This window comes from Streptomyces sp. A 4/2, from assembly GCF_940670765.1.
Lineage (GTDB): Bacteria > Actinomycetota > Actinomycetes > Streptomycetales > Streptomycetaceae > Streptomyces.
On the sequence record NZ_CALNVW010000025.1, the window covers coordinates 222,994 to 247,069 of the forward strand.

Here is a 24,076-nt window from a genome sequence, read left to right on the forward strand (position 1 = left end):
AGCCAAAATGCGCTTTCGACCGAACAATCGGTAGGTGAGGCGCATCACACATCGCTGCGCCGCCCCGCTCCGATGAGGAGGTGTTTGGCATGACGGTCCAAGAGCTGCCCGGTGCTACTGCCTACCCCGCATGGAAGCTCCGTACCGATCCCGCGCCGCTGCTCCCGGACCCCGAGCCGTACCGCGTGCTCGGTACGGACGCTGCCGACGCGATCGGTCAGGAGCTGCTCCTCCGGCTGTACGACGGGTTGGTGCACGGCAGGCGTTTCAACGTCCAGGCGACCGCGCTCACGAAGCAGGGCAGGCTCGCCGTCTACCCGTCCTCCACCGGGCAGGAGGCCTGCGAGGTGGCCGCCGCGCTCGTGCTGGAGGACCGGGACTGGCTCTTCCCGAGCTACCGGGACACCCTCGCCGCGGTGGCCCGCGGCCTCGACCCCGTAGAGGCGCTGACGCTGCTGCGAGGCGACTGGCACACCGGGTACGACCCGCGTGAGCACCGCATCGCCCCACTCTCCACCCCGCTCGCCACCCAGCTTCCGCACGCCGTGGGCCTGGCGCACGCCGCGCGGCTGGCCGGGGACGACGTGGTGGCACTGGCCATGGTCGGCGACGGCGGCACCAGCGAGGGCGACTTCCACGAGGCGCTGAACTTCGCCGCGGTATGGCAGGCCCCGGTGGTCTTCCTCGTTCAGAACAACGGCTTCGCGATCTCCGTACCGCTTGCCAAGCAGACCGCCGCCCCCTCCCTGGCGCACAAGGCCGTGGGGTACGGAATGCCTGGTCGGCTGGTCGACGGGAACGACGCGGCGGCGATGCACGAAGTGCTGTCCGACGCGGTCCGGCGGGCGCGGACCGGGGGCGGTCCGACGCTGGTGGAAGCGGTGACGTACCGCATGGACGCCCATACGAACGCCGACGACGCGACCCGTTACCGGGCGGACGCCGAGGTCGAAGCGTGGCGTGCGCACGACCCGATCCGGCTCGTCGAGCGGCATCTGACCGGCCGCGGGCTGCTCGACGAGGGGCGGACGGAGGCCGCGCGGGAGGCCGCCGAGACGATGGCGGCGGATCTGCGCGAGCGGATGAACGCCGATCCGCTGCTCGACCCGATGGATCTCTTCACGCAGGTCTACGCCTCGCCGACGCCCCAGCTGCGGGAAGAGTCGGAACAGCTGCGGGCCGAGCTGGAAGCGGAGGACGGACGATGACCACTGTCGCGGTGAAGCCCGCCACGATGGCGCAGGCGCTCCAGCGGGCGATGCGCGACGCGATGGCGGCGGACCCCACCGTGCATGTCATGGGGGAGGACGTCGGGACGCTGGGCGGCGTCTTCCGGGTCACCGACGGGCTCGCGGAGGAGTTCGGCGAGGACCGCTGTACGGACACCCCTCTCGCGGAGGCGGGCATCCTCGGGGCGGCTGTCGGGATGGCGATGTACGGGCTGCGGCCGGTCGTCGAGATGCAGTTCGACGCATTCGCCTATCCGGCGTTCGAGCAGCTCGTCAGCCATGTGTCGCGGATGCGCAACCGTACGCGGGGTGCGTTGCCGATGCCGATCGTGGTGCGGGTGCCCTACGGCGGCGGGATCGGCGGGGTCGAGCACCACAGCGACTCGTCCGAGGCGTACTACATGGCGACTCCGGGGCTCCATGTCGTCACGCCGTCGACGGTCGCCGATGCGTACGGGCTGCTGCGGGCCGCGATCGCGTCGGACGATCCGGTGGTGTTCCTGGAGCCGAAGCGGCTGTACTGGTCGAAGGCCGACTGGTCACCCGACGCGCCGGCCGCCGTGGAGCCGATAGGCCGGGCCGTGGTGCGACGCAGGGGCACCAGCGCCACGCTTCTCACGTACGGTCCCTCCGTCTCCGTGTGCCTGGAGGCTGCCGAGGCGGCCCGCGAGGAGGGCTGGGACCTGGAGGTCGTGGACCTGCGCTCGCTGGTCCCGTTCGACGACGAGACGGTGTGCGCGTCGGTACGGCGTACGGGCAGGGCCGTCGTCGTCCATGAGTCGGCAGGGTTCGGCGGGCCGGGCGGGGAGATCGCCGCGCGGGTGACGGAGCGCTGCTTCCACCACCTGGAGGCGCCCGTGCTGCGGGTCGCCGGGTTCGACATCCCGTATCCGCCGCCGATGCTGGAGCGGCACCATCTGCCGGGTGTGGACCGGGTGCTCGACGCGGTCGCGCGGTTGCAGTGGGAGGCGACCAGCTGATGCCCCAGGTCTACGAGTTCAAGCTGCCCGACCTCGGCGAGGGGCTGACCGAGGCGGAGATCGTGCGCTGGCTGGTGGCGGTGGGCGATGTGGTCGCTGTCGACGAACCGGTCGTCGAGGTCGAGACGGCGAAGGCGATGGTGGAGGTGCCGTGTCCCTACGGGGGCGTGGTGACGGCGCGGTTCGGTGAGGAAGGGACGGAACTGCCGGTCGGGGCACCGCTGTTGACCGTGGCCGTGGGTTCTCCGGGAGCGGAGGACATTGCGCAGGCCGGTCCCACCGCGCAGTCGGCAGAGCCGGCGGGCGACGACGCGTCGGGGAACGTACTCGTGGGGTACGGAACCAGCGGGGCGGTCACCGCGCGGAGGCGCCGTGTACGGGTGAGCCGCGTTCAGGTGACGGAGGCGGCAGGTGCTGGGCCGGTGGCAGTTGCGGCGGCCGGGGTGACCGTTGCTCCGGGGCCTGCTCCTGTTCCCACTCCTGGGCCTGTTCCTGTTATTTCGCCGCTGGTGCGGCGGCTGGCGCGCGCGCACGAGGTCGATCTGCGGGCGTTGGCCGGGAGCGGTCCGGACGGATTGATTCTCCGGTCCGATGTCGACCGGGCGATCGAAGCGCTGCTGGATGAGCCCGCGACCGTACCTGTGACGTCGAAACCTGTGACGTCGAAACCGGTGAGCTCGACGGCGCCTGTTGTCGCCGCTGTGGCGCTCCAGGGCCGGGAGGCGGCGGCGGGGGCCGAAGCGAGCCGTGTCCCGTTGCGCGGTATGCGGGGCGCTGTCGCGGACAAGCTCGCGCGGAGCCGTCGCGAGATACCGGACGCGACGTGCTGGGTCGACGCGGACGCGACCGAGCTGATGGCCACGCGTGCCGCCATGAACGCGGCGGGCGGCCCGAAGGTCTCGGTGCTGGCGCTGCTGGCCCGTATCTGCACCGCGGCGCTGGCCCGCTTCCCCGAGCTGAACTCCACGGTGGACATGGCGGCCCGGGAGATCGTCCGCCTGCCGGCCGTTCACCTGGGTTTCGCGGCGCAGACCGAGCGTGGGCTGATGGTGCCGGTGGTGCGGGACGCGCACGGGCGGTCCACCGAGTCGCTGAACGAGGAGTTCATACGGCTGACGGAGGCGGCCAGGACCGGGGCCCTGACCCCGGCCGAGCTCACCGGGGGCACGTTCACGCTCAACAACTACGGGGTGTTCGGCGTCGACGGATCCACCCCGATCATCAACCATCCGGAGGCGGCGATGCTCGGGGTCGGGCGGATCGTGGCCAAGCCGTGGGTGCACGAAGGGGAGCTGGCGGTGCGGCAGGTGGTGCAGCTGTCGCTGACGTTCGACCACCGGGTGTGTGACGGAGGGACGGCCGGCGGGTTCCTGCGGTACGTGGCCGACTGCGTGGAGCGACCGGCGGTGCTTCTGCGCGGGGTCTGAGACCCGGCCGGACGGCTGCGGCTGTGTGCCGCGGGGCTGTGCGGGGGCGCCGTGGACGGCGCCGGACCGTTCCGCTGAGCCGTTGCGCGGCTCATACTCGCGGGATGACCTTGTATGACGCCGTCGTGCTCGCCGGAGGGGCTGCCAAGCGGCTCGGCGGCGCCGACAAGCCCGGTCTCACCGTGGGTGGCCTCGCGCTGCTCGACCGGGTGCTCGTGGCCTGCCGCGGTGCCCGGACCACCGTGGTCGTCGGGGGGCGGCGGGCGACCGTAAGGCCCGTCGCCTGGACCGGCGAAGAGCCGCCCGGCGGGGGGCCGTTGGCAGCGCTCGGGGCCGGGGTGCGGAAGGTGTCGGCCGAGATCGTGCTCGTGCTCTCCGCCGATCTGCCGTTCCTGGGGGAGCAGACCGTACCGGCGCTGCTGGACGCTCTCGGCGGGGGGCCACACGAAGGGGTGCTGCTCACCGACCCCGGAGGCCGGGACCAACCACTCGTCGCCGTCTACCGCACCGAACCCCTGCGCCGGGAACTCGCCCTGCTCGCCACCGAGCACGGTTCGCTCACCGGGCTTCCACTGCGGCTGCTCACCGCTGAACTCGACCTCGCCCGGATCGCTGCCGGACCCTCTGCCGCGTTCGACTGCGACACCTGGCAAGACGTTGTGTCGGCCCGGGCGCGTATCAGGGAGCATGGGCATGTGCTTGATGAATGGATCACCGCAGTCAAGGCCGAACTCGGCATCGACCTCGATGTCGACACCGGCGTTCTCCTCGACCTCGCCCGTGACGCCGCCCACGGTGTCGCCAGGCCGGCCGCGCCGCTGACCACGTTCCTGGTGGGGTACGCGGCGGCCAAGGCGGAGAAGGACGGTCCGCAGGCCGTTGCCGACGCGGCGCGCAAGGCCGTGGCGCTCGCCAACCGATGGGCGGACGAGACGGACGGGACGGAAGAGACAGCCAAGCCTGCGGGGACAGCCAAGCCTGCGGGGACAGTCAAGCCTGCGGGGACAGCCAAGCCTGCAGGGACAGTCAGGGCTGAAGGGACAGCAGGGGCCGACCGGGGCAGCAAGGCCGATGGGGCCAAGGGGACCGACGCCGGATGACCGAGCAGCAGGACCGAGATCTCGACGAAGCACTCGCGCTCGTCGGCAGGGAGGCGCCCACCGTGCCGCAGCCTGCTTCGTCGGAGCCGCACAAGGCCGCTCCCTGGGAGGCGGCCCGCGCCCGCGCCGCGCGGGCCGGCCGGACGGGAGCCGTGGCCCCCCGTCGTACGCCGCTGGACCGGGCGCTGGGGCTCGTCCTCGGCGAGCCTCTTGTCGCTCTTACCGATCTACCGTCGTTCGACACCTCGGCCATGGACGGCTGGGCGGTCGCGGGCCCCGGGCCCTGGCGGACCGACGGAGGCGGCGGTGGCGGCATCCTCGCTGGCCGGTCCGAGCCGGAGCGCCTCGCCGACGGTGACGCCGTACGGATCGCGACCGGCGCCCGGGTACCGCCCGACTCGACCGCTGTGATCCGCAGCGAGCACGCCCGTGCGGACGAGCACACGAATCAGCTGCACGCCCAGCGCGACATTCTTCCCGGGCAGGACATCCGACCCCGTGGCCAGGAGTGCCGTTCCGGCGACCTCCTGCTGCCGACGGGCTCCCTGGTGACGCCGGCGGTGCTCGGTCTGGCAGCGGCAGCCGGGTACGACGAACTGCTCGTGCTTCCCCGGCCCCGGGTGGAAGTCCTGGTCCTCGGCGATGAGTTGCTGGTGGCCGGACTCCCCCACGACGGACTGATCCGGGACGCCCTGGGCCCGATGATCGGCCCCTGGCTGCGAACCCTGGGCGCCGAGGTGCTGGCCACGCGCCGTCTCGGAGACGACGCCGACGCCCTTCAGTACGCCGTCACCACTTCCGAGGCAGACCTGGTCATCACCACGGGAGGTACGGCCTCGGGGCCCGTCGACCATGTCCATCCGATCCTGGACAAGGCCGGTGCCGAGCTGCTGGTCGACAGCGTCGCGGTGCGCCCCGGGCACCCCATGCTGCTGGCCCGGCTGACCGGCGGGCGGCATCTGGTCGGGCTCCCCGGCAATCCCCTCGCTGCCGTGTCGGGCCTGCTGACGCTCGCCGAACCGTTGCTGCGTACGCTCTCCGGCCGTGCTGCCGCAGAGGCCTACGCCGTACCCGTATCCGAAGAGGTGCACGGTCATCCGTACGACACCCGACTCGTGCCCGTGGTGCACCGTGCGGACACGGTCGTCCCGCTGCACTTCCACGGGCCTGCCATGCTCCGTGGCATCGCCGCAGCCGACGGACTCGCCGTCGTGCCGCCCGGCGGTGCGCGAACGGGGCAGATGTTGCAGATCCTTGATCTGCCGTGGGCGGGGGAGTGTTTCACGTGAAACTTCCCGGCCATGACGCCCTCGACCGACAGGCGGGCGAGCAGTCGGTGACCCGCCGCGTGAAGCTGCCGCGCCGAGTGGTCGAGCGCCCGCTCCGCCAGGTCGGCAGGCGGTTGCTGATCGCGCTGCTGGTGCTGGTGGTGACCGCCCTCATCGTCTGGTTCGACCGTGGCGGGTACCACGACGCCGCCGACGAGAAGGTCGATCTGCTCGACGCGTTCTACTACGCCACCGTCACCCTCTCGACGACCGGTTACGGCGACATCGTCCCGTACAGCGACGGCGCGAGGCTCACCAACATCCTGGTCGTCACGCCGCTGCGCGTGCTGTTCCTGATCATCCTGGTCGGCACCACTCTCGAAGTGCTCACCGAGCGCACTCGGGAGGAGTGGCGGCTGAACCGCTGGAGGCTCCGCTTGCGTGACCACACCGTCGTCATCGGATTCGGTACGAAGGGCCGCTCCGCGATGCAGACGCTGTGTGCGACGGGCCTGCGGAGGGAGCAGATCGTCGTCGTCGACCCCAACAGCAAGGTCATCGAGGCCGCCAACGCCGAAGGGTTCGCGGGGGTCGTCGGCGATGCGACCCGCAGCGATGTGCTGCTTCGCGCAGAGTTGCAGCGCGCCCGGCAGATCGTGATCGCCACACAGCGGGACGACACCGCGGTCCTGGTCACGCTCACGGCGCGTCAGCTCAACCGTGGGGCGAAGATCGTTGCGGCCGTGCGGGAGGAGGAGAACGCGCCGTTGCTGCGGCAGTCCGGCGCGGACGCCGTCATCACCAGCGCCAGTGCGGCGGGCCGTCTGCTCGGCCTCTCCGTGCTCAGCCCGAGCGCCGGCACGGTGATGGAGGACCTGATCCAGCAGGGCAGCGGCCTCGACCTGGTCGAACGGCCCGTCATAAAGGCCGAGGTGGGGCGGAACGTCCGGGACGCGAACGATCTGGTCGTCTCGGTGAAGCGGGGGCACCGGCTGCTCGGTTACGACAACCCCGAGGCCAGTCCTTTGCAGCTCACCGATCGGGTGATCGCGATCGTACGGGCGTCCCCCACCGCTGCCGGGTCCGGCACCGAGTAGCCGCACCCGGTTTGGCACCGAGTAGCCGCACCCGGTCCGGTACCGGTCAGCCGCACCCGGTCCGGCGTCGGGCAGCCTCAAACCCGGTCCGGCGCCGATCTCAACCGGTCCGGCTCCGAACGGCTGCTCGCCCGGTCCGGCGCCGAGTGGCCTCGCCGGGCCCGGTGCGGAGTAGCCTCGCGCTCATGCATGCGATCACGATCCCCGAACCTGGCGGTCCCGAGGCGCTTGTCTGGGCCGAGGTGCCTGACCCCGTCCCCGGCGAGGGCGAAGTCCTCGTCGAGGTGGTGGCGTCCGCAGTCAACCGCGCCGATGTGTTGCAACGTCAGGGCTTCTACGATCCGCCGCCGGGCGCGTCGCGGTACCCCGGTCTCGAATGCTCCGGGCGCATCGCGGCCCTCGGGCCCGGGGTCGCGGGGTGGGCCGTCGGTGACGAGGTGTGCGCACTGCTGGGTGGCGGCGGGTACGCGGAGAAGGTCGCCGTGCCGGTGGGGCAGTTGCTGCCGGTGCCGGACGGGGTCGACCTCGTCACGGCTGCCGGGCTGCCCGAGGTGGTCTGCACGGTCTGGTCCAACGTCTTCATGGTGGCTCATCTGCGGCCCGGCGAGACGCTGTTGGCGCATGGCGGGTCGAGCGGGATCGGCACGATGGCGATCCAGCTCGGCAAGGCGGTGGGGGCGCGGGTCGCCGTTACCGCGGGCAGCCAGGAGAAGCTGGCCCGCTGTGCCGAGTTGGGGGCCGACGTGTTGATCGACTACCGCGAGCAGGACTTCGTGGAGGAGATCAGCAAGGCCACCGGCGGCGCGGGGGCGGACGTCATTCTCGACATCGTCGGTGCGAAGTACCTGGACCGGAACGTGAACGCGCTCGCGGTCAACGGACGTCTCGCGGTGATCGGCATGCAGGGCGGTGTGAAGGGCGAGTTGAATCTCGCGACCCTGTTGGCGAAGCGCGGGGCAGTGACGGCCACGTCGCTGCGGGCACGGCCGCTCGGTGAGAAGGCGGCGATCGTCGCCGCCGTGCGGGAGCACGTCTGGCCGCTGATCTCGGCGGGACGGGTACGGCCCGTGGTGGACCAGGAACTGCCGATGGCTCTGGCGGCAGAGGGGCACCGGGTGCTGGATTCCGGGGTGCACGTGGGCAAGGTGCTGTTGCGGGCGTAACGGGCCTCGCGACCTCCGTACCGCGATCTCCGTACCGCCCGCCTCCGTATCGGCTGGGACCTGCCCGGGACCTGTCCGGTCGACTCCCCCTTCTGGAAGGGGGCGACACGGCCAGCACAGCCGAGGCCCGGCCCCCGCTCACGCGTAGGGGGCCGGGCCTCGGTGTCCGTGGCATCGGTTCGGGGTGGTGCCGCTTACAGGTAGGGGCCCGAGCGGATCGCTCCGTGGCCGCCTTCCTCGTCGTCGTCCTCGTGGCCGCCCGCGCCGGGCGGGAGGGCCCGGCGCATCTGCTCCAACTGCGCCCGTGCTGCCATCTGCTGGGCGAACAGGGCCGTCTGGATACCGTGGAAGAGACCTTCCAGCCATCCCACCAACTGGGCCTGCGCGATGCGCAGTTCCGCTTCCGAAGGGATGGTCTCGTCGGTGAAGGGGAGGGAGAGGCGTTCCAGCTCCTCCACCAGCTCGGGGGCCAGGCCGTCCTCCAGCTCCTTCACCGACGAGGCATGGATGTCCTTCAGACGGACGCGGCTCGCCTCGTCGAGAGGAGCCGCCCGGACCTCCTCCAGGAGCTGTTTGATCATGCTGCCGATGCGCATGACCTTCGCGGGCTGCTCCACCATTTCTGTCACTGGGACCTCGCGCGACTCGTCGTCACCGCCGGCGCCGCCGCCGAGTGCCATCCCGTCCTGTCCCACGACGAGGACTTGAGGGTGCTCCTGCGACTGTTCCGACCGTTCACTCCTCGGCATCTCCATGGGGACATTGTCTCGCACACGTACTCCATGAGCAGGTGGTGCCCCCGATCCCGGGTGATCCACCCCGCGTGTCACCATGCGTACCGTCCGTGCACCCCCCGTCACCCCGTCATCACCGTCCTCCCGTCACCCCGCGCGTCTGGCGAGGACCAGGCGGGACCGGACGAAGACACCGGCCAGCAGGCCGGCCAGGACCGGGACCGCCAGGGCGAGGATGCCGATGGTCTGCCACGGCAGCACGATCGGCGTGTACGCGGAGTCCATCGGGTGCAGCCGCATGTTGGCCAGCGCCCGGTGCATGTCGGTCAGCCGGACCGCGATGGCGGGCACCACGCCTGCCGCGGTGCCGAGCAGGACGCCCGTGCCCGCGACCACCGCGCACTGGAAGCCGCTGAGCGTGCGCCGTACGCGGGGCGGTGCGCCGATGGCGCTGAGCGTCGTCAGGTCGGCCTCGGCATCGGCCTTCGCCAGGCCGGTGGTGATGGCCGCGGCACCCAGGGTCACCACACCGGAGAACAGGGCGAGGATCAGCATGGTGATGTCGGTGGTGCCGGACGAGGTGTCGTTCTGCTGGAGGCTGACACCGTTTCCGGCCTGGGACACACCGTCGTTGAAGTGCTGCACCTGCGCGTCGGTCGGCGTCTGCGTCGTCGCGTAGACGTTGAGGGTGGGTCCGTAGTGGAGGCCCAGCCGGTCGGCGGTGGCCTGCGGCATGACCATGCGGATGCCCGGGGTCGCCGCGTAACGGTCGGCCGCCTTGTACACGGCGAGCCTGGTGACGGTGCTCCTGGCCTTGCCGGGGTGCAGCTTCCGGTTCTGCTTGTCCTCGGCGATGTAGCTGTGGAGGGCCTTGACGGTGGCCTTGCCGTCCGCGTCGGCGTACGCGTTGTTGAGGAGTACGGGCACGCCCGCAGCCAGCGCCTTCTCCGCCGCCGGGTCCTTCATGCCGGCGTAGACGCGCAGCACCGCAGCGTCCCCGACGACGATCTCGCCGTCATTGCCGAACATGGTGTCGGGGTACTCCGCGTCCTTGCACTTCGGCGAGTTCACCAGCTTCTTGTGCTCGTCGGCGGAGAGCTTGGCGGCGAGGGTCTTGCCGCCGGCCGCGAGGAGCGGGCAGTTGTTCGCCGCCGGCCTGACCAGGTCCAGCGCGCCGCAGTTCGAGGTGTCCGCGTCCGGGAAGTGGTTGCAGTCGCTGCCCGCCCACACCCGGTTGATGGTGGCGGGTGCGCCCTTCACGGGCAGGTCGCGTTCGGCGACCTTGCGGGCGAGCGCCAGTGCCCTGGCCGGGTCGGCGCGCTCCCCGTAGGTGTCGGCGTTGATCGAGACGACGCCCTTGGGAACCGACCGCTGCTTGCCGTAGTCCTGCTCGGCCTGGGTGCTCGCGGTGTACGTCGAGATCGCGATGGTGCCCGCGACCGCGGCCATCACCGCGGCGACCGCGGGCGCCGTACGGCCCCGGTTGCGGGCCGCGTCGCGCAGGGCGAGCCGCGGGGAGAGCGGGAAGAAGCGGCCGAGCTTTCCGAGCGAGCCGACGATGACCGGGATACAGGCGAGGACGCCGAGTTCGGCGATGACCGAGCCGACAGACACGCTCGTGGCGCGACCGCTGAGACCGCCGAGGACGGCCAGGCAGAGGCCGACCCCGATGGCGATGAGCCCGAGCACCGGCATCACGCGCGAGGAGCGGCGCACCCCGCGGCGGCCCGTGAGGGATTCGAGGATCGGCTGGCGGCCCGCCACGATCGCCGGGGCCAGCGCGGCCAGCACGCCGGTGACCAGGCCGATCACCGCGATGCCGAGCAGTTCTCCGGAGTGGAGCTCGATGGTGCCGAAGCGCTGGCCGGCCCAGCTCTCGATCAGCGGACGGAGCAGGTAGGTCAGGCCGAGGCCGACGATCGTGCCTGCCACGGCGCCCGCGGCGCCCAGGACGAGCCCTCCGGAGAGCACCACGGCGCGGATGTGCCTGCGGTTCCCGCCGCAGGTCCCGACGAGGCCGAGCTGGCGTCGTGAGCGGCGGGCGCCGACCGCGAAGGCCGGTCCGGCGAGCAGCACGATCTCCAGCATCGCCATGGCGACGACGGTCGCCAGCGCCGCGGTGACCTTCATGCCCTTGCCGGGCGCCTGGTAGCTCCCGTGCGAGGCCATCGGGACCTCGGAGAGCGGCGGCGGGTCGAGGAAGACCCGGCGGGACTCGACGAGGACGCCCTTCTTGTTGGCCGCCAGGACGTCCTTCCAGCTCACGCCGGTGCTTCCGGCGGTCTTGACGAGCAGGTCGACGGTGCCGGCCTGGGGCTCCTCCATGGTCCTGTCCTTGGCGGCGGCCTGCTTCCAAGGGGCGATGAGAGCACCGGGGTTGACGTACAGGTAGTCGTGCTTCAGATCGGCGGGAAGTTCCACCGAGCCGGTGATCGTGAAGGTCCTGCCGGCGCCGCGGACCGTGGTCTGCGAGCCGATGTGCAGACCGGACGACTTCAGGAAGGCCTCATTGGCGACCATCTCGCTGTCGGTCTTCGGGAAGCGGCCGTTCACCAGCTCGATCATGCCGCGCACCAGCGGGTCGGCGGTCTTCAGCTCGGTGAGTGCGGTGTTCTTGATGCCGTACTTGGTAGTGACGGTGGCATTCATGTACTGCTGCGTGATGCTCTTCGCGCCGGGCGGCAGCACGGCGGCGAGATCCACCGCGGAGTCGGGCTTCGTACCCGTCGAGTCCTGGTCGACCGGCTGGTACGGATCCATCTCCGGCATCTGCTCGATCGGACCACCTCCCATGGAGGGGTCACGGAACAGGGCGTCGGCGGAGCCCAGTTCGGCGCTCAGCTTCTCGGCCGTGGTCAGGGAGGCGCTGTGGTAGGTGATGTCGGCGGCCGTGACGCCGAGCACCGGCAGCGCGATCATGGCCACGACCAGGGCACTTCGGCCCTTGGCCCGTAGCGCGTCCCGGCGGGCGATACGGATGGCGGCGCGCCATCCCGAGAGAGCGCTCACTGGGCACCCTCGGCGGTGAGCAGCGAATCGGCGCCCACGGTCAGGGTCTGGTCGACCACCGAGCCGTCGCGCAGGAACACGACGCGGTCGGCCCAGGCGGCGTACCGCGGTTCGTGCGTGACCATGACGCCCGCCGCGCCCGCGTCGCAGCGGTTGCGGAGCAGGGCCAGCACGGTCTCCCCGGTCTCGGAGTCCAGGGCGCCGGTCGGCTCGTCGGCGAGTACGAGGCGCCGGTCGCCGACGAGCGCGCGGGCGATGGCCACCCGCTGCTGCTGGCCGCCTGACATCTCGTCGGGGAAACGGTCGGTCACGTCGGCGAGGTTCATCTCCGCGAGCGCGTCCCTGGCCTCTTTGCGGGCTTTGCGGACGGATATGCCGTCGAGTTCGCGGGGCAGCGCCACGTTCTCCGCGGCGGTGAGGGCGGGGATGAGGTTGTAGTCCTGGAAGACGTAGCCGACGCTGCGGCGGCGCAGCGCGGATATCTGCTTGTGGCTGAGAGCGCCGATGTCCTGGCCCTCGATGATCACTTGGCCGGAAGTCGCCGTGTCCAGACCGCCTGCCAGGGTCAGCAGGGTGGACTTGCCGGAGCCCGACGGGCCCATGACGGCGACGAGTTCGCCCGCGTGGACGGAGATGTTCACTCCGCGCAGGGCGTGTACCTCGGCGATTCCTGTGCCGTGGGTGCGGGTGAGGTTACGCAGTTCCAGTACGGGTGGTGTGACGGCTGGTGCGAGCACGGGTCCCCCTGGGGGTGGGTGTGTGGGTCACGGTGGTCGGTCGGCGCTGCCCTCGGGCCGGGTCCGTGCGCCGTCCGCAGGCGTTGTGCTGCGGCTCCGGGCGGGCCGGGCGGGGCTGGACATGCCGGGGCGTGCGTGGGATGTGCGGCCGGTGCGGGTCCGGTTCGGGTGGCCGGACAGCGCCCCGGTACGCGGCCCGGCGCGCTCGGTGCGCTCGGCGCGCGAGCGGGCGGGGCCGCGCGGCCGGTCAGCGCCGGGACTTGGCGCGCAGCTTCTTGGCTGCCGGCTTCTGTCCCGGCGCGGTGGGGAGCGGGTCCGTCTGCGCTGCTTCCGCGAGGCGGACCAGGCGGGACTCGCAGTGGTCGAGCCAGCGGGCCTCCGCCTCCGCCTGGAAGATCAGCTGTTCCAGGACGAGCAGCCAGGCCACCTCGTCGCGGTTGGCCGGGGCCGTCTCCAGGGCCTGGGCCTTGAGCCTGGTGTAGTCCTGCATCGCCTTCACCGTGTGATGGCGCTGGGCCTGGATCACCGCGCGGATGTCCACGCCGGGCGCCCCGACGGCCATGGCGAGCTTGATGGCCAGCTCGTCGCGGGCCGGACTGGTGCGGTCGACGGGGGCTCCGTACCAGCCCCGCAGTTCGGTACGGCCCTCGTCGGTGATGGCGTACAGCGCGTGGCCCGCGTCGTCCTCGGAGTCCTGGGAGACCAGTCCGTCGCGCTCCAGACGGCTGAGGGTCGTGTAGACCTGCCCGACGTTCAGGGGCCAGGTGGCACCGGTGCGGGACTCGAACTCGGTACGGAGTTGGGAGCCGTAGCGGGGGCCACGTTCCAGGAGGGCCAGTAGCCCGTGACGGATTGACATACTCAGTATGTATACCGAGTATGCCGGTGGATGCAAACTCCGTTCACCTGCGCAGTCGCATGCCCAGGAAGCCGAGGCCGAGCCCGACCAGGGTGAGTCCGGCCCCCAGCGCCCCTACGCGCGCCGGCAGTGAGCTGGACCGTGCGACGGTCTGGGGCGCGGACTCCTGGGCGGCGACCGCTGCGCCGCTGGGGGTGTGGACCGGGGTGGGGGTGGAGGCCGGTGTCCAGGCGTCCTCGGCGCTGCTGGGGGCCAGGGGCTGGTGTGCGGCCGTCCGTCGGACCGGTGCGGGCGCGGGCGGCGACACCTTCACCCGGGCCGCCGCGCTCGGGCGGGCGCTGAGTCCGGGCGAGGTGGAGGGCGGGACGGAGGGGCCGGTGGTCCGGCCCGGCCGGGTGCGCCCCACCCCGGCCCGCCCGCCGGCGAGCGAGGGCGCGGGGGTCGCGCCGGGCGCCGCGTGGGCGGAGGGGCGGCCGGTGCCGGGGCGGGTCTTCGCCGGGCCGTGGCCACCGTGCGGGCCACGGCTCGGTGCGACGCTCGGGGCGGCGCCCGGTACGACACCGGGGGCGACGCCGGGAACCGCCCGGGGGATCTCGCCGGGAACCGCGCCCGGGACCGCGCCGGGAAGCGCACCTGGAACCACCTCCGGCGCGGCGCCGGGAACCGCGTCCGCCGCCGCGCTCGGCGCCGTCGGCAGGCTGATTCCGGGCGAGGGGGCTTCGGCGTACACCGCCGCCGGGGACAGAAGCACGGCACACGCCACCAGACCGATCACTGGGGCCCCTCTTTCCCGGCGGAAGGCAGAAAGCAACAACGAATCCAGCGTCACATCCCAGAACATTTCCGGCATCTCAGGAACAGCAAAAGACCCCGCACACACCGAAATGTGTACGGGGCCCGCTGTTCTGCCGACCTACAGACCTACAGACCTACGGTGCGTCCCCTGTGGAGACCTGCACCGTGATGGTGAGGTCCTTGGGGTCGACGTTGGTGCTCGCCGCCGGGTACTGGCTGACGATGACGTCCTGCGCCCACTGCCCGTTGGGGACGTCCTGAATGGTGAGGTGCCAGCCCGCTTTCTGGGCGCAGTCCTTCACCGACCGGATGTCCTTGTACTGGAAGTTGGGCACCAGGATCTTGCTCGGATCGGTGGCGCCCGCGGACGGGGACGTGCACTTCGTCGGGTCGATCGTCCGGTTCCGCTCGGGTCCCCGGTGGCCCGGCTTCGCCGATGCGCCGGCGCTGGGGTCGCCGGCCGCGCTGTTGTCGTCCTTCTTGTTGTTGAAGTGCATCGTCGCGAGCACGCCGCCGACGACCAGCAGCACCACCACGACCGCGCCGACCATGACCGAGGTGTTCCGCCTGCCGCCCCCTGAGCCGTTCCGCGCGGGCGCGGCCGGCGAGATGGTGTACGGCGGCGGGGTCTGCATCCCGTACTGCGGCTGCGGTGCGTACGGCTGGGGCTGCGGTGCCGGTGCCGGGTAGCCGCCCTGCTGGGGGTAGCCGTACGACGGGTCCGGGGCGGGCACGGGTGCCGGGGTCGGCGGGCCGTACGGGCCCGGCTGGTACGGCGTCTGGACCTGGCCGCTCTGCGGCAGCGAGGAGTCCACCGGCGGGAAGACCGCGGAGCCGACACCCGCGCCGCTGGAGGCGGGGCCGCCCCCGATGATCACCGGGGCGGCGGCGGCCCGGCCGGCCGCCATCACCCGCATGCACTCGTCGCTCATGGCCGCCGCCGAGGGGAACCGCTCGTTCGGGTTCTTCTTCAGCGCCCGCGCGACCAGCGCGTCGACGGCCGGGGGGACCGAGTGGTTGATGGACGAGGGAGCGACCGGCTCCTCCTGCACATGCGCGTACGCGATCGCCAGCGGCGAGTCCGCGTCGAACGGCAGGCGGCCGGTCAGCAGCTGGAAGAGCATGATGCCGACCGAGTAGAGGTCGGACCGCGCGTCCACCCCGCGGCCCAGCGCCTGCTCGGGCGAGAGGTACTGCGGGGTGCCCACGACCATGCCGGTCTGTGTCATCGAGGTGACGCCGGACTGCATGGCGCGGGCGATGCCGAAGTCCATGACCTTGACCACGTTGCGCTTGGTCATCATCACGTTGCCCGGCTTGATGTCCCGGTGGACCAGGCCCATCTCGTGGCTGGCCTCCAGCGCGGCCAGCACATCGGCGGTGATCTTGAGCGCCTTGTCGGCGGGCATCGCGCCGTACCGGGTGATGTCCGCCTGGAGCACGGAGCCGAGCGGCTGCCCCTCCACGTACTCCATGACGATGTACGGCATCAGCGCGTCGCCGAGGGTGTCCTCGCCGGTGTCGAAGACCGAGACGATGTTGGTGTGGGAGAGCTTGGCGACCGCCTGGGCCTCGCGCCGGAACCGTTCGCGGAACGACTGCTCGCGCCCCAGCTCCGTATGGAGCGTCTTGATGGCGACCTGACGGTCCAGGGCCGCGTCGTACGCCAGGTACACGGACGCCATGCCGCCCTCGCCGAGCAGGTCCCGCAGCTGGTAGCGCCCCCCGGCGACGGAATCTCCCGCGTAGCGGCCCTGCGCGCCGTCCTGGCTCATGACGTGGCTCCCCCTCGGCGCACTGACGTGGCCCGATGTCGCGTGCGGATCGTTGCCTGCTGATCCTGACGTACGGGGAAAGTCTGCCCGAGGCCAGGGGGACGTCAAGCGGGGTGCCCGTTCCGTGACCGTACGCGTATCAAGCGTCTCGCAAGCGTTACAGGAAGCCCGTCGAATTTGCATGGGCGATGCGATTGCGGGTTTGATGGCCGGTCATTGCCGGACCGGGCCCTGCCGCCGAACCTGTAGCGTGACGTGGTACTGGGCCACACGGACCACCGAGCACCATGCGCGTACCACCGCTGACGCGGAACCGACACGACGGCGAGGACTGATGGCACCCGAATCCGAGGCAGGCGGCGGCGGGGTGTCGGACTCGCCGGAGTCGTGGGGCGTCGGCGGACTCGTCGGCGACGGCCGTTACCGGCTGACCTACCGGCTGGGCCGCGGTGGCATGGCCGAGGTGTTCGCGGCCGAGGACGTGCGGCTCGGCCGCACCGTGGCTGTCAAGCTACTCCGTTCCGATCTCGCCGAGGACCCGGTCTCCAAGGCCCGGTTCACCCGCGAGGCACAGTCGGTCGCCGGTCTGAACCACCACGCGGTGGTCGCGGTGTACGACTCGGGCGAGGACTACTGGGGCGGCAACACCGTCCCGTACATCGTGATGGAGCTGGTCGAGGGCCGCACCATCCGCGATCTGCTGATGAACGCCGAGGCCCCGCCGCCCGAGCAGGCGCTGATCATCGTCTCCGGCGTGCTCGAAGCGCTCGCCTACTCCCATCAGCACGGCATCGTGCACCGCGACATCAAGCCCGCCAACGTGATCATCACGGACGCCGGCGCGGTCAAGGTGATGGACTTCGGTATCGCCCGCGCCCTGCACGGGGCCGCGTCGACGATGACCCAGACCGGCATGGTCATGGGGACGCCGCAGTACCTCTCCCCCGAGCAGGCGCTCGGCAAGGCCGTCGACCACCGTTCCGACCTGTACGCCACTGGCTGCCTGCTGTACGAACTGCTTGCGCTGCGGCCCCCGTTCACCGGCGAGACCCCGCTGTCGGTGGTCTACCAGCACGTCCAGGACATGCCGGTCCCGCCGTCGCAGGTGGCGGGCGCGGTGCCGCCGGAGCTCGACGGGCTCGTCATGCGCTCCCTCGCGAAGGACCCGGACGACCGGTTCCAGAGCGCCGAGGAGATGCGGGCCCTGGTCGCGTACTCGCTCCAGATGCTCCAGCAGCAGGGCGGTCACACGGGGACGTGGAACACCGGCCCGGTGGCCATGCACGAGGGCAGCCACACCCCGGCGATGGGCACCGCGGCCACCACGGCGCTCGGTCACCCGCAGCACGGCGACACCTCGCAGGGCCCGATCCTGCCGCCGATGAACCCGGACGACGGTTCGTACGACGGTGACGGCAACGGCCGGGGCGGGCGTGGCTGGTTGTGGGTGGTCGCCGCGCTCGCGGTGATCGCCGTCGTGGCGGGCGTCGTCTTCGCGATGGGCGGCTGGGGCATCAACGGCACCGGTGGTTCGACCACCGACAAGTCGCCGTCGCCCACGCAGTCGGACACCAAGAAGCCGAGCGACACCCCGACGGACGACTCCAGCCCGGACACCTCGGCCCCCGGCACGTCGAGCGGCGGCCAGTACCCGGACCGGCCGTCGTACACCCCGTCGAACACCCCGAGCGAGTCGGACCCCGGGGAGCCCTCCTCGCCGCCGCCCTCGACGTCCGGTGGTTCGTCCAGCAGCGGGAGCTCGTCCACGGGCGGGAAGCAGAACGGCGGGAACCAGAACGGCGGTTCGGGGAGCGAGGGTTCCACGTCCTCGGGGTCCCAGAGCGGTGGAAACCAGGACGGTGGTGCGACGAGCACCGGGTCCACCACCGACGGGTCGACCACCGACGGCACCACCTCGGGCACGGGTACGACCACCACCGGCGCGGGCGGCGACCCGGCCGGCGGCGGTACGGCCGCTCCCGGCAACTGACCTGCCCGAACCGGGGATCCGCCCGAGCCGCCCTTCGCGAGCCGACCTGCCCGACCTGTCCGACCTGCTCGGTCAGCTCGGTCAGCTCGCGAAGGCCTCGCACACCGCCTCGTACTCGCGGGTCCACCACACCACCAGGGCCGACGCCGCGGGGAACAGCGGGTCGGCCCTGCGGTCGTGGAGCTGGTAGCGCCAGCGCAGTATCCAGAAGTCGTTCAGCCGCTCCCACCACACCCGGTGCACGGCCGCGGCCAGTTCCGTGGCGCAGACGGCGGCTGCCCGCCGGTACGCGCGGGCGTACGCCCGCACTTTGGCCAGTTCCAGTTCGCCGGTGGGCTGCACGAAGAAGATCACCGCGGCCCGCACCACTTCCTCGGCGCGCGGTTTCACGCCCAGTCGGTCCCAGTCGATGATCGCGGCGGGCTCGGCGCCCCGGTAGAGCAGATTCAGCGGATGGAAGTCCCCGTGCACCCAGCCGCGCGCGGTGCCCGGCGGCGGCCTGCGGTGCGCGTGCCGTTCCAGGAGCCTCCGGCGCTCCCGGAGGCGGTGCTCCGCCAGCTCGTCGAAGGTGTCCCGGGCGGAGCGCCCGCCTGCCAGACCCAGCAGCGCGTCGATGACGTCGAAGGTGTCCGAGGGGTCGGCACTCTCGTGCTCGGGCGGGGCCGTCTCGGCCTCCATCACCTGTTCCAGGCCGGTGTGCACCAGCCCCAGCAGCGCGCCGAGCCGCTGTGAACCCGCCGTGGAGAGCTGGGCGCCGTCCCGGTGCCGTCCGTCGATCCAGGGGTGGAGCGCGTAGCACCGGCCGCCGAGCACGGTGACGGTGTCGCCGTCCGTGTCGGCCAGGGGCGGGGCGACGGGGACCCCGAGGGCCTGCAGGCGCTGGGTGGCGCGGTGCTGGCGGCTGATCGCGGCCGGGTCGCCGTCGAGATGGTGCTTGAGGAAGAAGTCGCCGTGGGTGGTGGCAAGGCGGTAGCCGCGGTTCAGCAGGCCCTGGGCGACGGGTTCGCAGGAGAGTGGGGAGCCCGCGGATCCGTAGCGGCGCAGTAGATCCTTCACGGGCGGTGTTGCATATGAGCGCGGCACTCGCCAGATGTTAGATCACGCAGAGCGTGCGTCAGATCACGGAGAGGGGTGTGAGGGAGTCCGAAGCCGGGTACTCCATCCGGTCCAGCGTCGCGAACTGGGGCCTGATGCGCAGATAGACCGCCTCGTACGGTTCCCCGTTCACCTCCGCGGGGGCCGGTTCGAAGCGGGCGAACTCCTCCGGTGCGGGCTTGGTCAGTTCGGCGGTGCCGGTGAACTGGACCGACCAGAGGTGTGCGTCCCCGGAGCCCAGGTTGTCGGCCGCGTAGGCGACGACGCTTCCCGCGCAGGCATCGTGGTGCCCGTGGCCCGCGTGCATCCGCAGGACGACGCAGCCGTCCGACACGATGTGCTGGGCGACGGCCAGGAAGGGCAGCGCGCGCATGCTGGCGGAGACCCGGCCGTACGACACACGGCTGAGCAGGGCGATGGCGCGGAGTTCCTCGATGGGCATGGCTTCCACTGTCCGCCCCGGGCGCGATGCCCGTAAGGGGACAGCTGCCTCAGGATTCGGGACATAGGTCCCGAATAAGTTGCGCGGAACCGACTCGGTTCCGGGGCGGACCGACGCCGGTTCGGCGAGGAGCCGTCCGGGCCGCTGAGGGAGATCAGCTCGGTCCCGTACGGGAGACCGGCGCCGTCTCAGTTCCGTTCGGCCTGGATGCGGGCCACGAACGCGGCGGCCTGGGAGCGCCGTTCCATGCCCAGCTTGGAGAGCAGACTGGAGACGTAATTCTTGATCGTTTTCTCTGCGAGATGCAGCCGCTCGCCGATGACCCGGTTCGTCAGTCCCTCGCCGATCAGATCGAGAATCTTGCGTTCCTGGTCGGTGAGGCTCGCCAGCCGGGAGTCCCGTTTGCTGCTGCCACCGTCGCGGAGCCGCTCCAGCACCCGGGCGGTGGCCACCGGATCGAGCAGCGACTTCCCGGCCGCGACATCCCGTACGGCCGAGAGCAGCTCACTGCCGCGGATCGCCTTCAGTACGTAGCCGGACGCGCCCGCCATGATCGCGTCGAAAAGCGCCTCGTCGTCGGAGAAAGAGGTCAGCATCAGACATTTGATGTTCTCGTCGGCCGAGCGGATCTCGCGGCAGACCTCGACCCCGCTGCCGTCCGGCAGCCGTACGTCGAGCACCGCGACATCGGGTCTGGTGGCGGGGATCCGGGCGAGGGCGTCCGCCGCGGTGCCCGCCTCGCCGACGATCTCGATGTCCTCTTCGAGCGCCAGAAGCTCATGAACCCCACGACGGACCACTTCATGGTCATCAAGGAGAAATACACTGATTTTTCCGTCTTCGCGCACGGAAACCAGTTTCCCACACGAACTCTTCCCGTGCCCGGGGTGCGCGTTATAACGTGCCCCTGTTCCGGCGGCCTGCAAGGCTGTGACCAGTGATTGTTCGCCCATTTTTCGATTTACTTGGAAATCCAAGCAAAATCGCAGGTCAAATGGGGTTTCGCAGTTCCGCGACGCACTGGGTAACGTGCCTTTGACAGGGTGCTCGCCGGGGCACCTGTCACGCCTGTTCCGGCCTTTTCGCACCCACCCCGTGCGGGGGTACGGATCCAGGCGAGCCGCACTGGCCTTACCGGCAACCCCGGGGGCCGGACCGACGGAGGAGCACGCACGTGACCGTGGAGAGCACTGCCGCGCCGCGCAAGCCGCGACGCAGCAGCAAGCGAGCCGGCGCCGCGAAGACGCCGCAGGCGTCCGAGCCCCAGCTCGTACAGCTGCTGACGCCCGAGGGCGAGCGCATCGAGCACCCCGAGTACGAAGTGGATCTCACGCCAGAGGAGCTGCGCGGTCTCTACCGGGACATGGTCCTGACGCGCCGCTTCGACGCCGAGGCCACCTCCCTGCAGCGCCAGGGGGAGCTGGGCCTGTGGGCCTCGCTGCTCGGCCAGGAAGCCGCCCAGATCGGTTCGGGCCGGGCCCTGCGGGACGACGACTACGTCTTCCCGACCTACCGGGAGCACGGCGTCGCCTGGTGCCGTGGGGTCGACCCCACCAATCTGCTGGGCATGTTCCGCGGTGTGAATCACGGCGGCTGGGACCCCAACAGCAACAACTTCCACCTGTACACCATCGTCATCGGCTCGCAGACGCTGCACGCGACCGGCTACGCGATGGGCATCGCCAAGGACGGCGCGGACTCCGCGGTCGTCGCGTACTTCGGTGACGGCGCGTCCAGCCAGGGCGACGTGGCGGAGGCGTTCACCTTCTCGGCGGTCTACAACGCCCCGGTGGTCTTCTTCTGCCAGAACAACCAGTGGGCGATCTCCGAGCCCACCGAGAAGCAGATGCGGGTGCCGCTCTACAAGCGGGCCCAGGGCTTCGGCTTCCCCGGCGTTCGGGTCGACGGCAACGACGTCCTGGCCTGCCTGGCCGTCACCAGGTCGGCGCTGGAGCGGGCCCGCCGGGGTGAGGGCCCCACGCTGGTGGAGGCGTTCACGTACCGGATGGGTGCGCACACCACGTCCGACGACCCGACGAAGTACCGCTCGGACGACGAGCGGTCGGCGTGGGAGGCCAAGGACCCGATCCAGCGGCTGAAGACGTACCTGGAGAAGCAGAAGTTCGCCGACGAGGCGTTCTTCACCGAGCTGGAGAGCGAGAGCGAAGCGCTCGGCAAGCGGGTCCGTGAGGCCGTCCGGTCGATGCCGGACCCGGACACGATGGCCATGTTCGAGCACACCCATGCGGACGGCCACGCGCTGGTCGACGAGGAACGCGCGCAGTTCGCCGCCTACCAGGCGTCCTTCGCCGACTCGGCCGAGGAGGACAACTGATCATGGCCGCGAAAAGCATGAGCATCGCGAAGGCGCTCAACGAGTCGCTGCGCAAGGCGCTCGACACCGACCCCAAGGTCCTCATCATGGGTGAGGACGTCGGCAAACTCGGCGGCGTCTTCCGGATCACCGACGGGCTGCACAAGGACTTCGGCGAGGGCCGGGTCATCGACACCCCGCTCGCCGAGTCCGGCATCGTCGGTACGGCGATCGGTCTGGCCCTGCGCGGCTACCGCCCGGTCGTGGAGATCCAGTTCGACGGTTTCGTCTTCCCGGCGTACGACCAGATCGTCACGCAGCTGGCGAAGATGCACGCCCGTGCGCTCGGCAAGATCAAGCTCCCGGTCGTCGTCCGTATCCCGTACGGCGGTGGCATCGGCGCGGTCGAGCACCACTCCGAGTCGCCCGAGGCGCTCTTCGCGCACGTGGCGGGCCTCAAGGTCGTCTCGCCGTCCAATCCTTCGGACGCGTACTGGATGATGCAGCAGGCCATCCAGAGCGACGACCCCATCATCTTCTTCGAGCCGAAGCGACGATACTGGGACAAGGGCGAGGTCGATGTCGACGCGATCCCGCACCAGCTGCACAAGGCCCGCGTCGCCCGTGAGGGATCGGACCTGACGCTCGCCGCGTACGGCCCGATGGTCAAGGTCTGCCTGGAGGCGGCGGCAGCGGCGGCCGAGGAGGGCAAGTCCCTCGAAGTCGTCGATCTGCGGTCGATGTCCCCGATCGACTTCGACACCGTGCAGACCTCGGTGGAGAAGACGCGGAGGCTGGTCGTGGTGCACGAGGCGCCGGTGTTCCTCGGTACGGGCGCGGAGATCGCCGCCCGGATCACCGAGCGGTGCTTCTACCACCTGGAGGCACCGGTGCTGCGGGTCGGCGGATTCCACGTCCCGTACCCGCCGGCGCGCCTGGAGGACGAGTACCTGCCGGGCCTGGACCGGGTGCTCGACGCCGTCGACCGCTCGCTTGCGTACTGAGGAGCGCCGTGACCATGACTGATATTGCGATCCCGGTCCGAGAGTTCAAGATGCCCGACGTGGGCGAGGGGCTCACCGAGGCGGAGATCCTCAAGTGGTACGTCGCACCGGGTGACACGGTGACGGACGGCCAGGTCGTGTGCGAGGTCGAGACGGCGAAGGCGGCGGTCGAGCTGCCCATCCCGTTCGACGGGGTGGTGCGTGAGCTGCGGTTCGCAGAGGGCACCACGGTCGATGTCGGCCAGGTGATCATCACGGTGGGCGGGGCGCCCGGTTCGGAACCCGAGCCCGTCGCTGAGCCCGCGGCTGCTGTCGCGGACCAGCCGGAGGCGGCCGGCGAGGCGGCGAAGCCCGCCGCGCGGCAGCCGGTCCTGGTCGGGTACGGCGTCGCCGAGTCCTCCACGAAGCGCCGCCCGCGCAAGGGCGCGGCGCCGGAGCCGGAGGCCGCGCCGGAGGGGACGTACTACGCGCCGCCCGCTACTGCGCCCTCGCCGGTGCCCGCAGCCCCGGAGGTGCCCGTGAACGGTCACACTTCGGGCCGTCCGCTGGCGAAGCCGCCGGTCCGCAAGCTGGCCAAGGACCTGGGCATCGATCTGACGACGGTCACGCCGTCGGGTCCGGACGGGATCATCACCCGCGAGGACATCCACGCGGCAGCGGCGCCGGTCGCGCAGCAGCCGGAGCCGGTGGTGGTGGAGGGACAGGTGCAGGAGCAGGAGCGGGTGGCCGTGGTGGCCCCCGTTTCTCCGGACGCCCGGGAGACCCGTATCCCGGTCAGGGGCGTTCGGAAGGTGACGGCGCAGGCGATGGTGGACAGTGCGTTCACGGCGCCGCATGTGACGGAGTTCGTGACGCTCGATGTGACGCGGACGATGAAGCTGGTCGCGGAGCTGAAGCTGGACCGGGAGTTCGAGGGGCTGCGGGTGAACCCGCTGCTGCTGATCGCGAAGGCGGTGCTGGTCGCGGTCCGGCGTAACCCTGCGGTGAACTCGGCCTGGGACGAGGCGAACCAGGAGATCGTCCAGAAGCACTACGTGAACCTGGGCATCGCCGCGGCC

General features: G+C 71.0%; 20 protein-coding genes. 11 read left to right on the forward strand and 9 right to left on the reverse strand.

Features of this window, described 5'->3' with window-relative positions; genetic code table 11:
• Positions 1-89: 89 nt before the first annotated feature.
• The 7 genes from pdhA (NBY69_RS20080) (at position 90) to NBY69_RS20110 (ending at position 8,264) form a co-directional block, all read left to right on the forward strand.
• A complete protein-coding gene (pdhA, locus tag NBY69_RS20080; RefSeq protein ID WP_250302406.1) occupies positions 90-1,208 on the forward strand; it encodes a pyruvate dehydrogenase (acetyl-transferring) E1 component subunit alpha in 1,119 nt (372 codons plus the stop codon).
• Positions 1,205-2,209 (forward strand): alpha-ketoacid dehydrogenase subunit beta, encoded by a 1,005-nt coding sequence (locus tag NBY69_RS20085; RefSeq protein WP_250302407.1) that lies wholly within the window; start codon positions 1,205-1,207, stop codon positions 2,207-2,209. The genes pdhA (NBY69_RS20080) and NBY69_RS20085 overlap by 4 nt, the downstream gene beginning before the upstream one ends.
• On the forward strand, positions 2,209-3,636 hold the full coding sequence (locus NBY69_RS20090; RefSeq protein ID WP_250302408.1) for a dihydrolipoamide acetyltransferase family protein: 1,428 nt from the start codon (positions 2,209-2,211) through the stop codon (positions 3,634-3,636). The genes NBY69_RS20085 and NBY69_RS20090 overlap by 1 nt, the downstream gene beginning before the upstream one ends.
• A gap of 104 nt (positions 3,637-3,740) precedes the next feature.
• Positions 3,741-4,736 (forward strand): DUF6457 domain-containing protein, encoded by a 996-nt coding sequence (locus tag NBY69_RS20095; RefSeq protein ID WP_250302409.1) that lies wholly within the window; start codon positions 3,741-3,743, stop codon positions 4,734-4,736.
• A complete protein-coding gene (locus NBY69_RS20100; RefSeq protein WP_250302410.1) occupies positions 4,733-6,025 on the forward strand; it encodes a molybdopterin molybdotransferase MoeA in 1,293 nt (430 codons plus the stop codon). The genes NBY69_RS20095 and NBY69_RS20100 overlap by 4 nt, the downstream gene beginning before the upstream one ends.
• On the forward strand, positions 6,022-7,101 hold the full coding sequence (locus NBY69_RS20105) for a TrkA family potassium uptake protein (RefSeq protein ID WP_250302411.1): 1,080 nt from the start codon (positions 6,022-6,024) through the stop codon (positions 7,099-7,101). Before NBY69_RS20100 ends, NBY69_RS20105 begins: the two co-directional genes overlap by 4 nt.
• Before the next feature lie 185 nt (positions 7,102-7,286).
• The gene (locus tag NBY69_RS20110; RefSeq protein WP_250302412.1) at positions 7,287-8,264 is read left to right on the forward strand and encodes an NAD(P)H-quinone oxidoreductase; all 978 of its coding nucleotides are present in this window, start codon (positions 7,287-7,289) and stop codon (positions 8,262-8,264) included.
• A gap of 194 nt (positions 8,265-8,458) precedes the next feature.
• On the opposite strand, the gene NBY69_RS20115 is transcribed toward NBY69_RS20110, so the two are convergent.
• The 6 genes from NBY69_RS20115 to NBY69_RS20140 form a co-directional block, all read right to left on the reverse strand.
• Positions 8,459-9,019, reverse strand: a complete 561-nt coding sequence (locus NBY69_RS20115) for a bacterial proteasome activator family protein (protein WP_284348643.1) — start codon at positions 9,017-9,019, stop codon at positions 8,459-8,461.
• 126 nt (positions 9,020-9,145) lie between these two features.
• Positions 9,146-12,007, reverse strand: a complete 2,862-nt coding sequence (locus tag NBY69_RS20120; protein WP_250302413.1) for an FtsX-like permease family protein — start codon at positions 12,005-12,007, stop codon at positions 9,146-9,148.
• Entirely contained in the window at positions 12,004-12,744 is a 741-nt protein-coding gene (locus tag NBY69_RS20125) for an ABC transporter ATP-binding protein (protein ID WP_250302414.1), read from the reverse strand. The genes NBY69_RS20120 and NBY69_RS20125 overlap by 4 nt, the downstream gene beginning before the upstream one ends.
• 247 nt (positions 12,745-12,991) lie before the next feature.
• Positions 12,992-13,603: a PadR family transcriptional regulator gene (locus tag NBY69_RS20130; RefSeq protein ID WP_250302415.1), complete on the reverse strand. Its 612-nt coding sequence runs from the start codon at positions 13,601-13,603 to the stop codon at positions 12,992-12,994.
• Positions 13,604-13,646: 43 nt separating this feature from the next.
• Positions 13,647-14,354 carry a hypothetical protein gene (locus NBY69_RS20135; protein WP_250302437.1) on the reverse strand — a complete coding sequence of 236 codons (708 nt, stop codon included), beginning with the start codon at positions 14,352-14,354 and terminating at the stop codon, positions 13,647-13,649.
• Between the two features lie 178 nt (positions 14,355-14,532).
• On the reverse strand, positions 14,533-16,173 hold the full coding sequence (locus NBY69_RS20140) for a Stk1 family PASTA domain-containing Ser/Thr kinase (RefSeq protein ID WP_250302416.1): 1,641 nt from the start codon (positions 16,171-16,173) through the stop codon (positions 14,533-14,535).
• Between the two features lie 334 nt (positions 16,174-16,507).
• Here NBY69_RS20140 and NBY69_RS20145 point away from each other — a divergent pair, with 334 nt between their 5' ends.
• Positions 16,508-18,163, forward strand: coding sequence for a protein kinase domain-containing protein (locus NBY69_RS20145; protein ID WP_250302417.1), 1,656 nt, complete (start codon positions 16,508-16,510; stop codon positions 18,161-18,163).
• An 81-nt stretch (positions 18,164-18,244) separates the two neighbouring features.
• Here NBY69_RS20145 and NBY69_RS20150 read toward each other — a convergent pair whose 3' ends face one another.
• From NBY69_RS20150 to NBY69_RS20160, 3 genes are all read right to left on the reverse strand, one after another.
• On the reverse strand, positions 18,245-19,246 hold the full coding sequence (locus NBY69_RS20150; protein ID WP_250302418.1) for a phosphotransferase: 1,002 nt from the start codon (positions 19,244-19,246) through the stop codon (positions 18,245-18,247).
• A 31-nt stretch (positions 19,247-19,277) separates the two neighbouring features.
• Positions 19,278-19,700 (reverse strand): pyridoxamine 5'-phosphate oxidase family protein, encoded by a 423-nt coding sequence (locus NBY69_RS20155; protein WP_250302419.1) that lies wholly within the window; start codon positions 19,698-19,700, stop codon positions 19,278-19,280.
• A gap of 188 nt (positions 19,701-19,888) precedes the next feature.
• Positions 19,889-20,548, reverse strand: a complete 660-nt coding sequence (locus tag NBY69_RS20160) for a response regulator transcription factor (RefSeq protein WP_250302420.1) — start codon at positions 20,546-20,548, stop codon at positions 19,889-19,891.
• A 326-nt stretch (positions 20,549-20,874) separates the two neighbouring features.
• Here NBY69_RS20160 and pdhA (NBY69_RS20165) point away from each other — a divergent pair, with 326 nt between their 5' ends.
• The 3 genes from pdhA (NBY69_RS20165) to NBY69_RS20175 form a co-directional block, all read left to right on the forward strand.
• Positions 20,875-22,035, forward strand: a complete 1,161-nt coding sequence (gene pdhA / locus NBY69_RS20165) for a pyruvate dehydrogenase (acetyl-transferring) E1 component subunit alpha (protein WP_250302421.1) — start codon at positions 20,875-20,877, stop codon at positions 22,033-22,035.
• A gap of 2 nt (positions 22,036-22,037) precedes the next feature.
• Positions 22,038-23,018 (forward strand): alpha-ketoacid dehydrogenase subunit beta, encoded by a 981-nt coding sequence (locus NBY69_RS20170; RefSeq protein WP_250302422.1) that lies wholly within the window; start codon positions 22,038-22,040, stop codon positions 23,016-23,018.
• A gap of 14 nt (positions 23,019-23,032) precedes the next feature.
• The coding region (locus NBY69_RS20175; RefSeq protein WP_250302423.1) for a dihydrolipoamide acetyltransferase family protein at positions 23,033-24,076 on the forward strand (1,044 nt) is incomplete at its 3' end.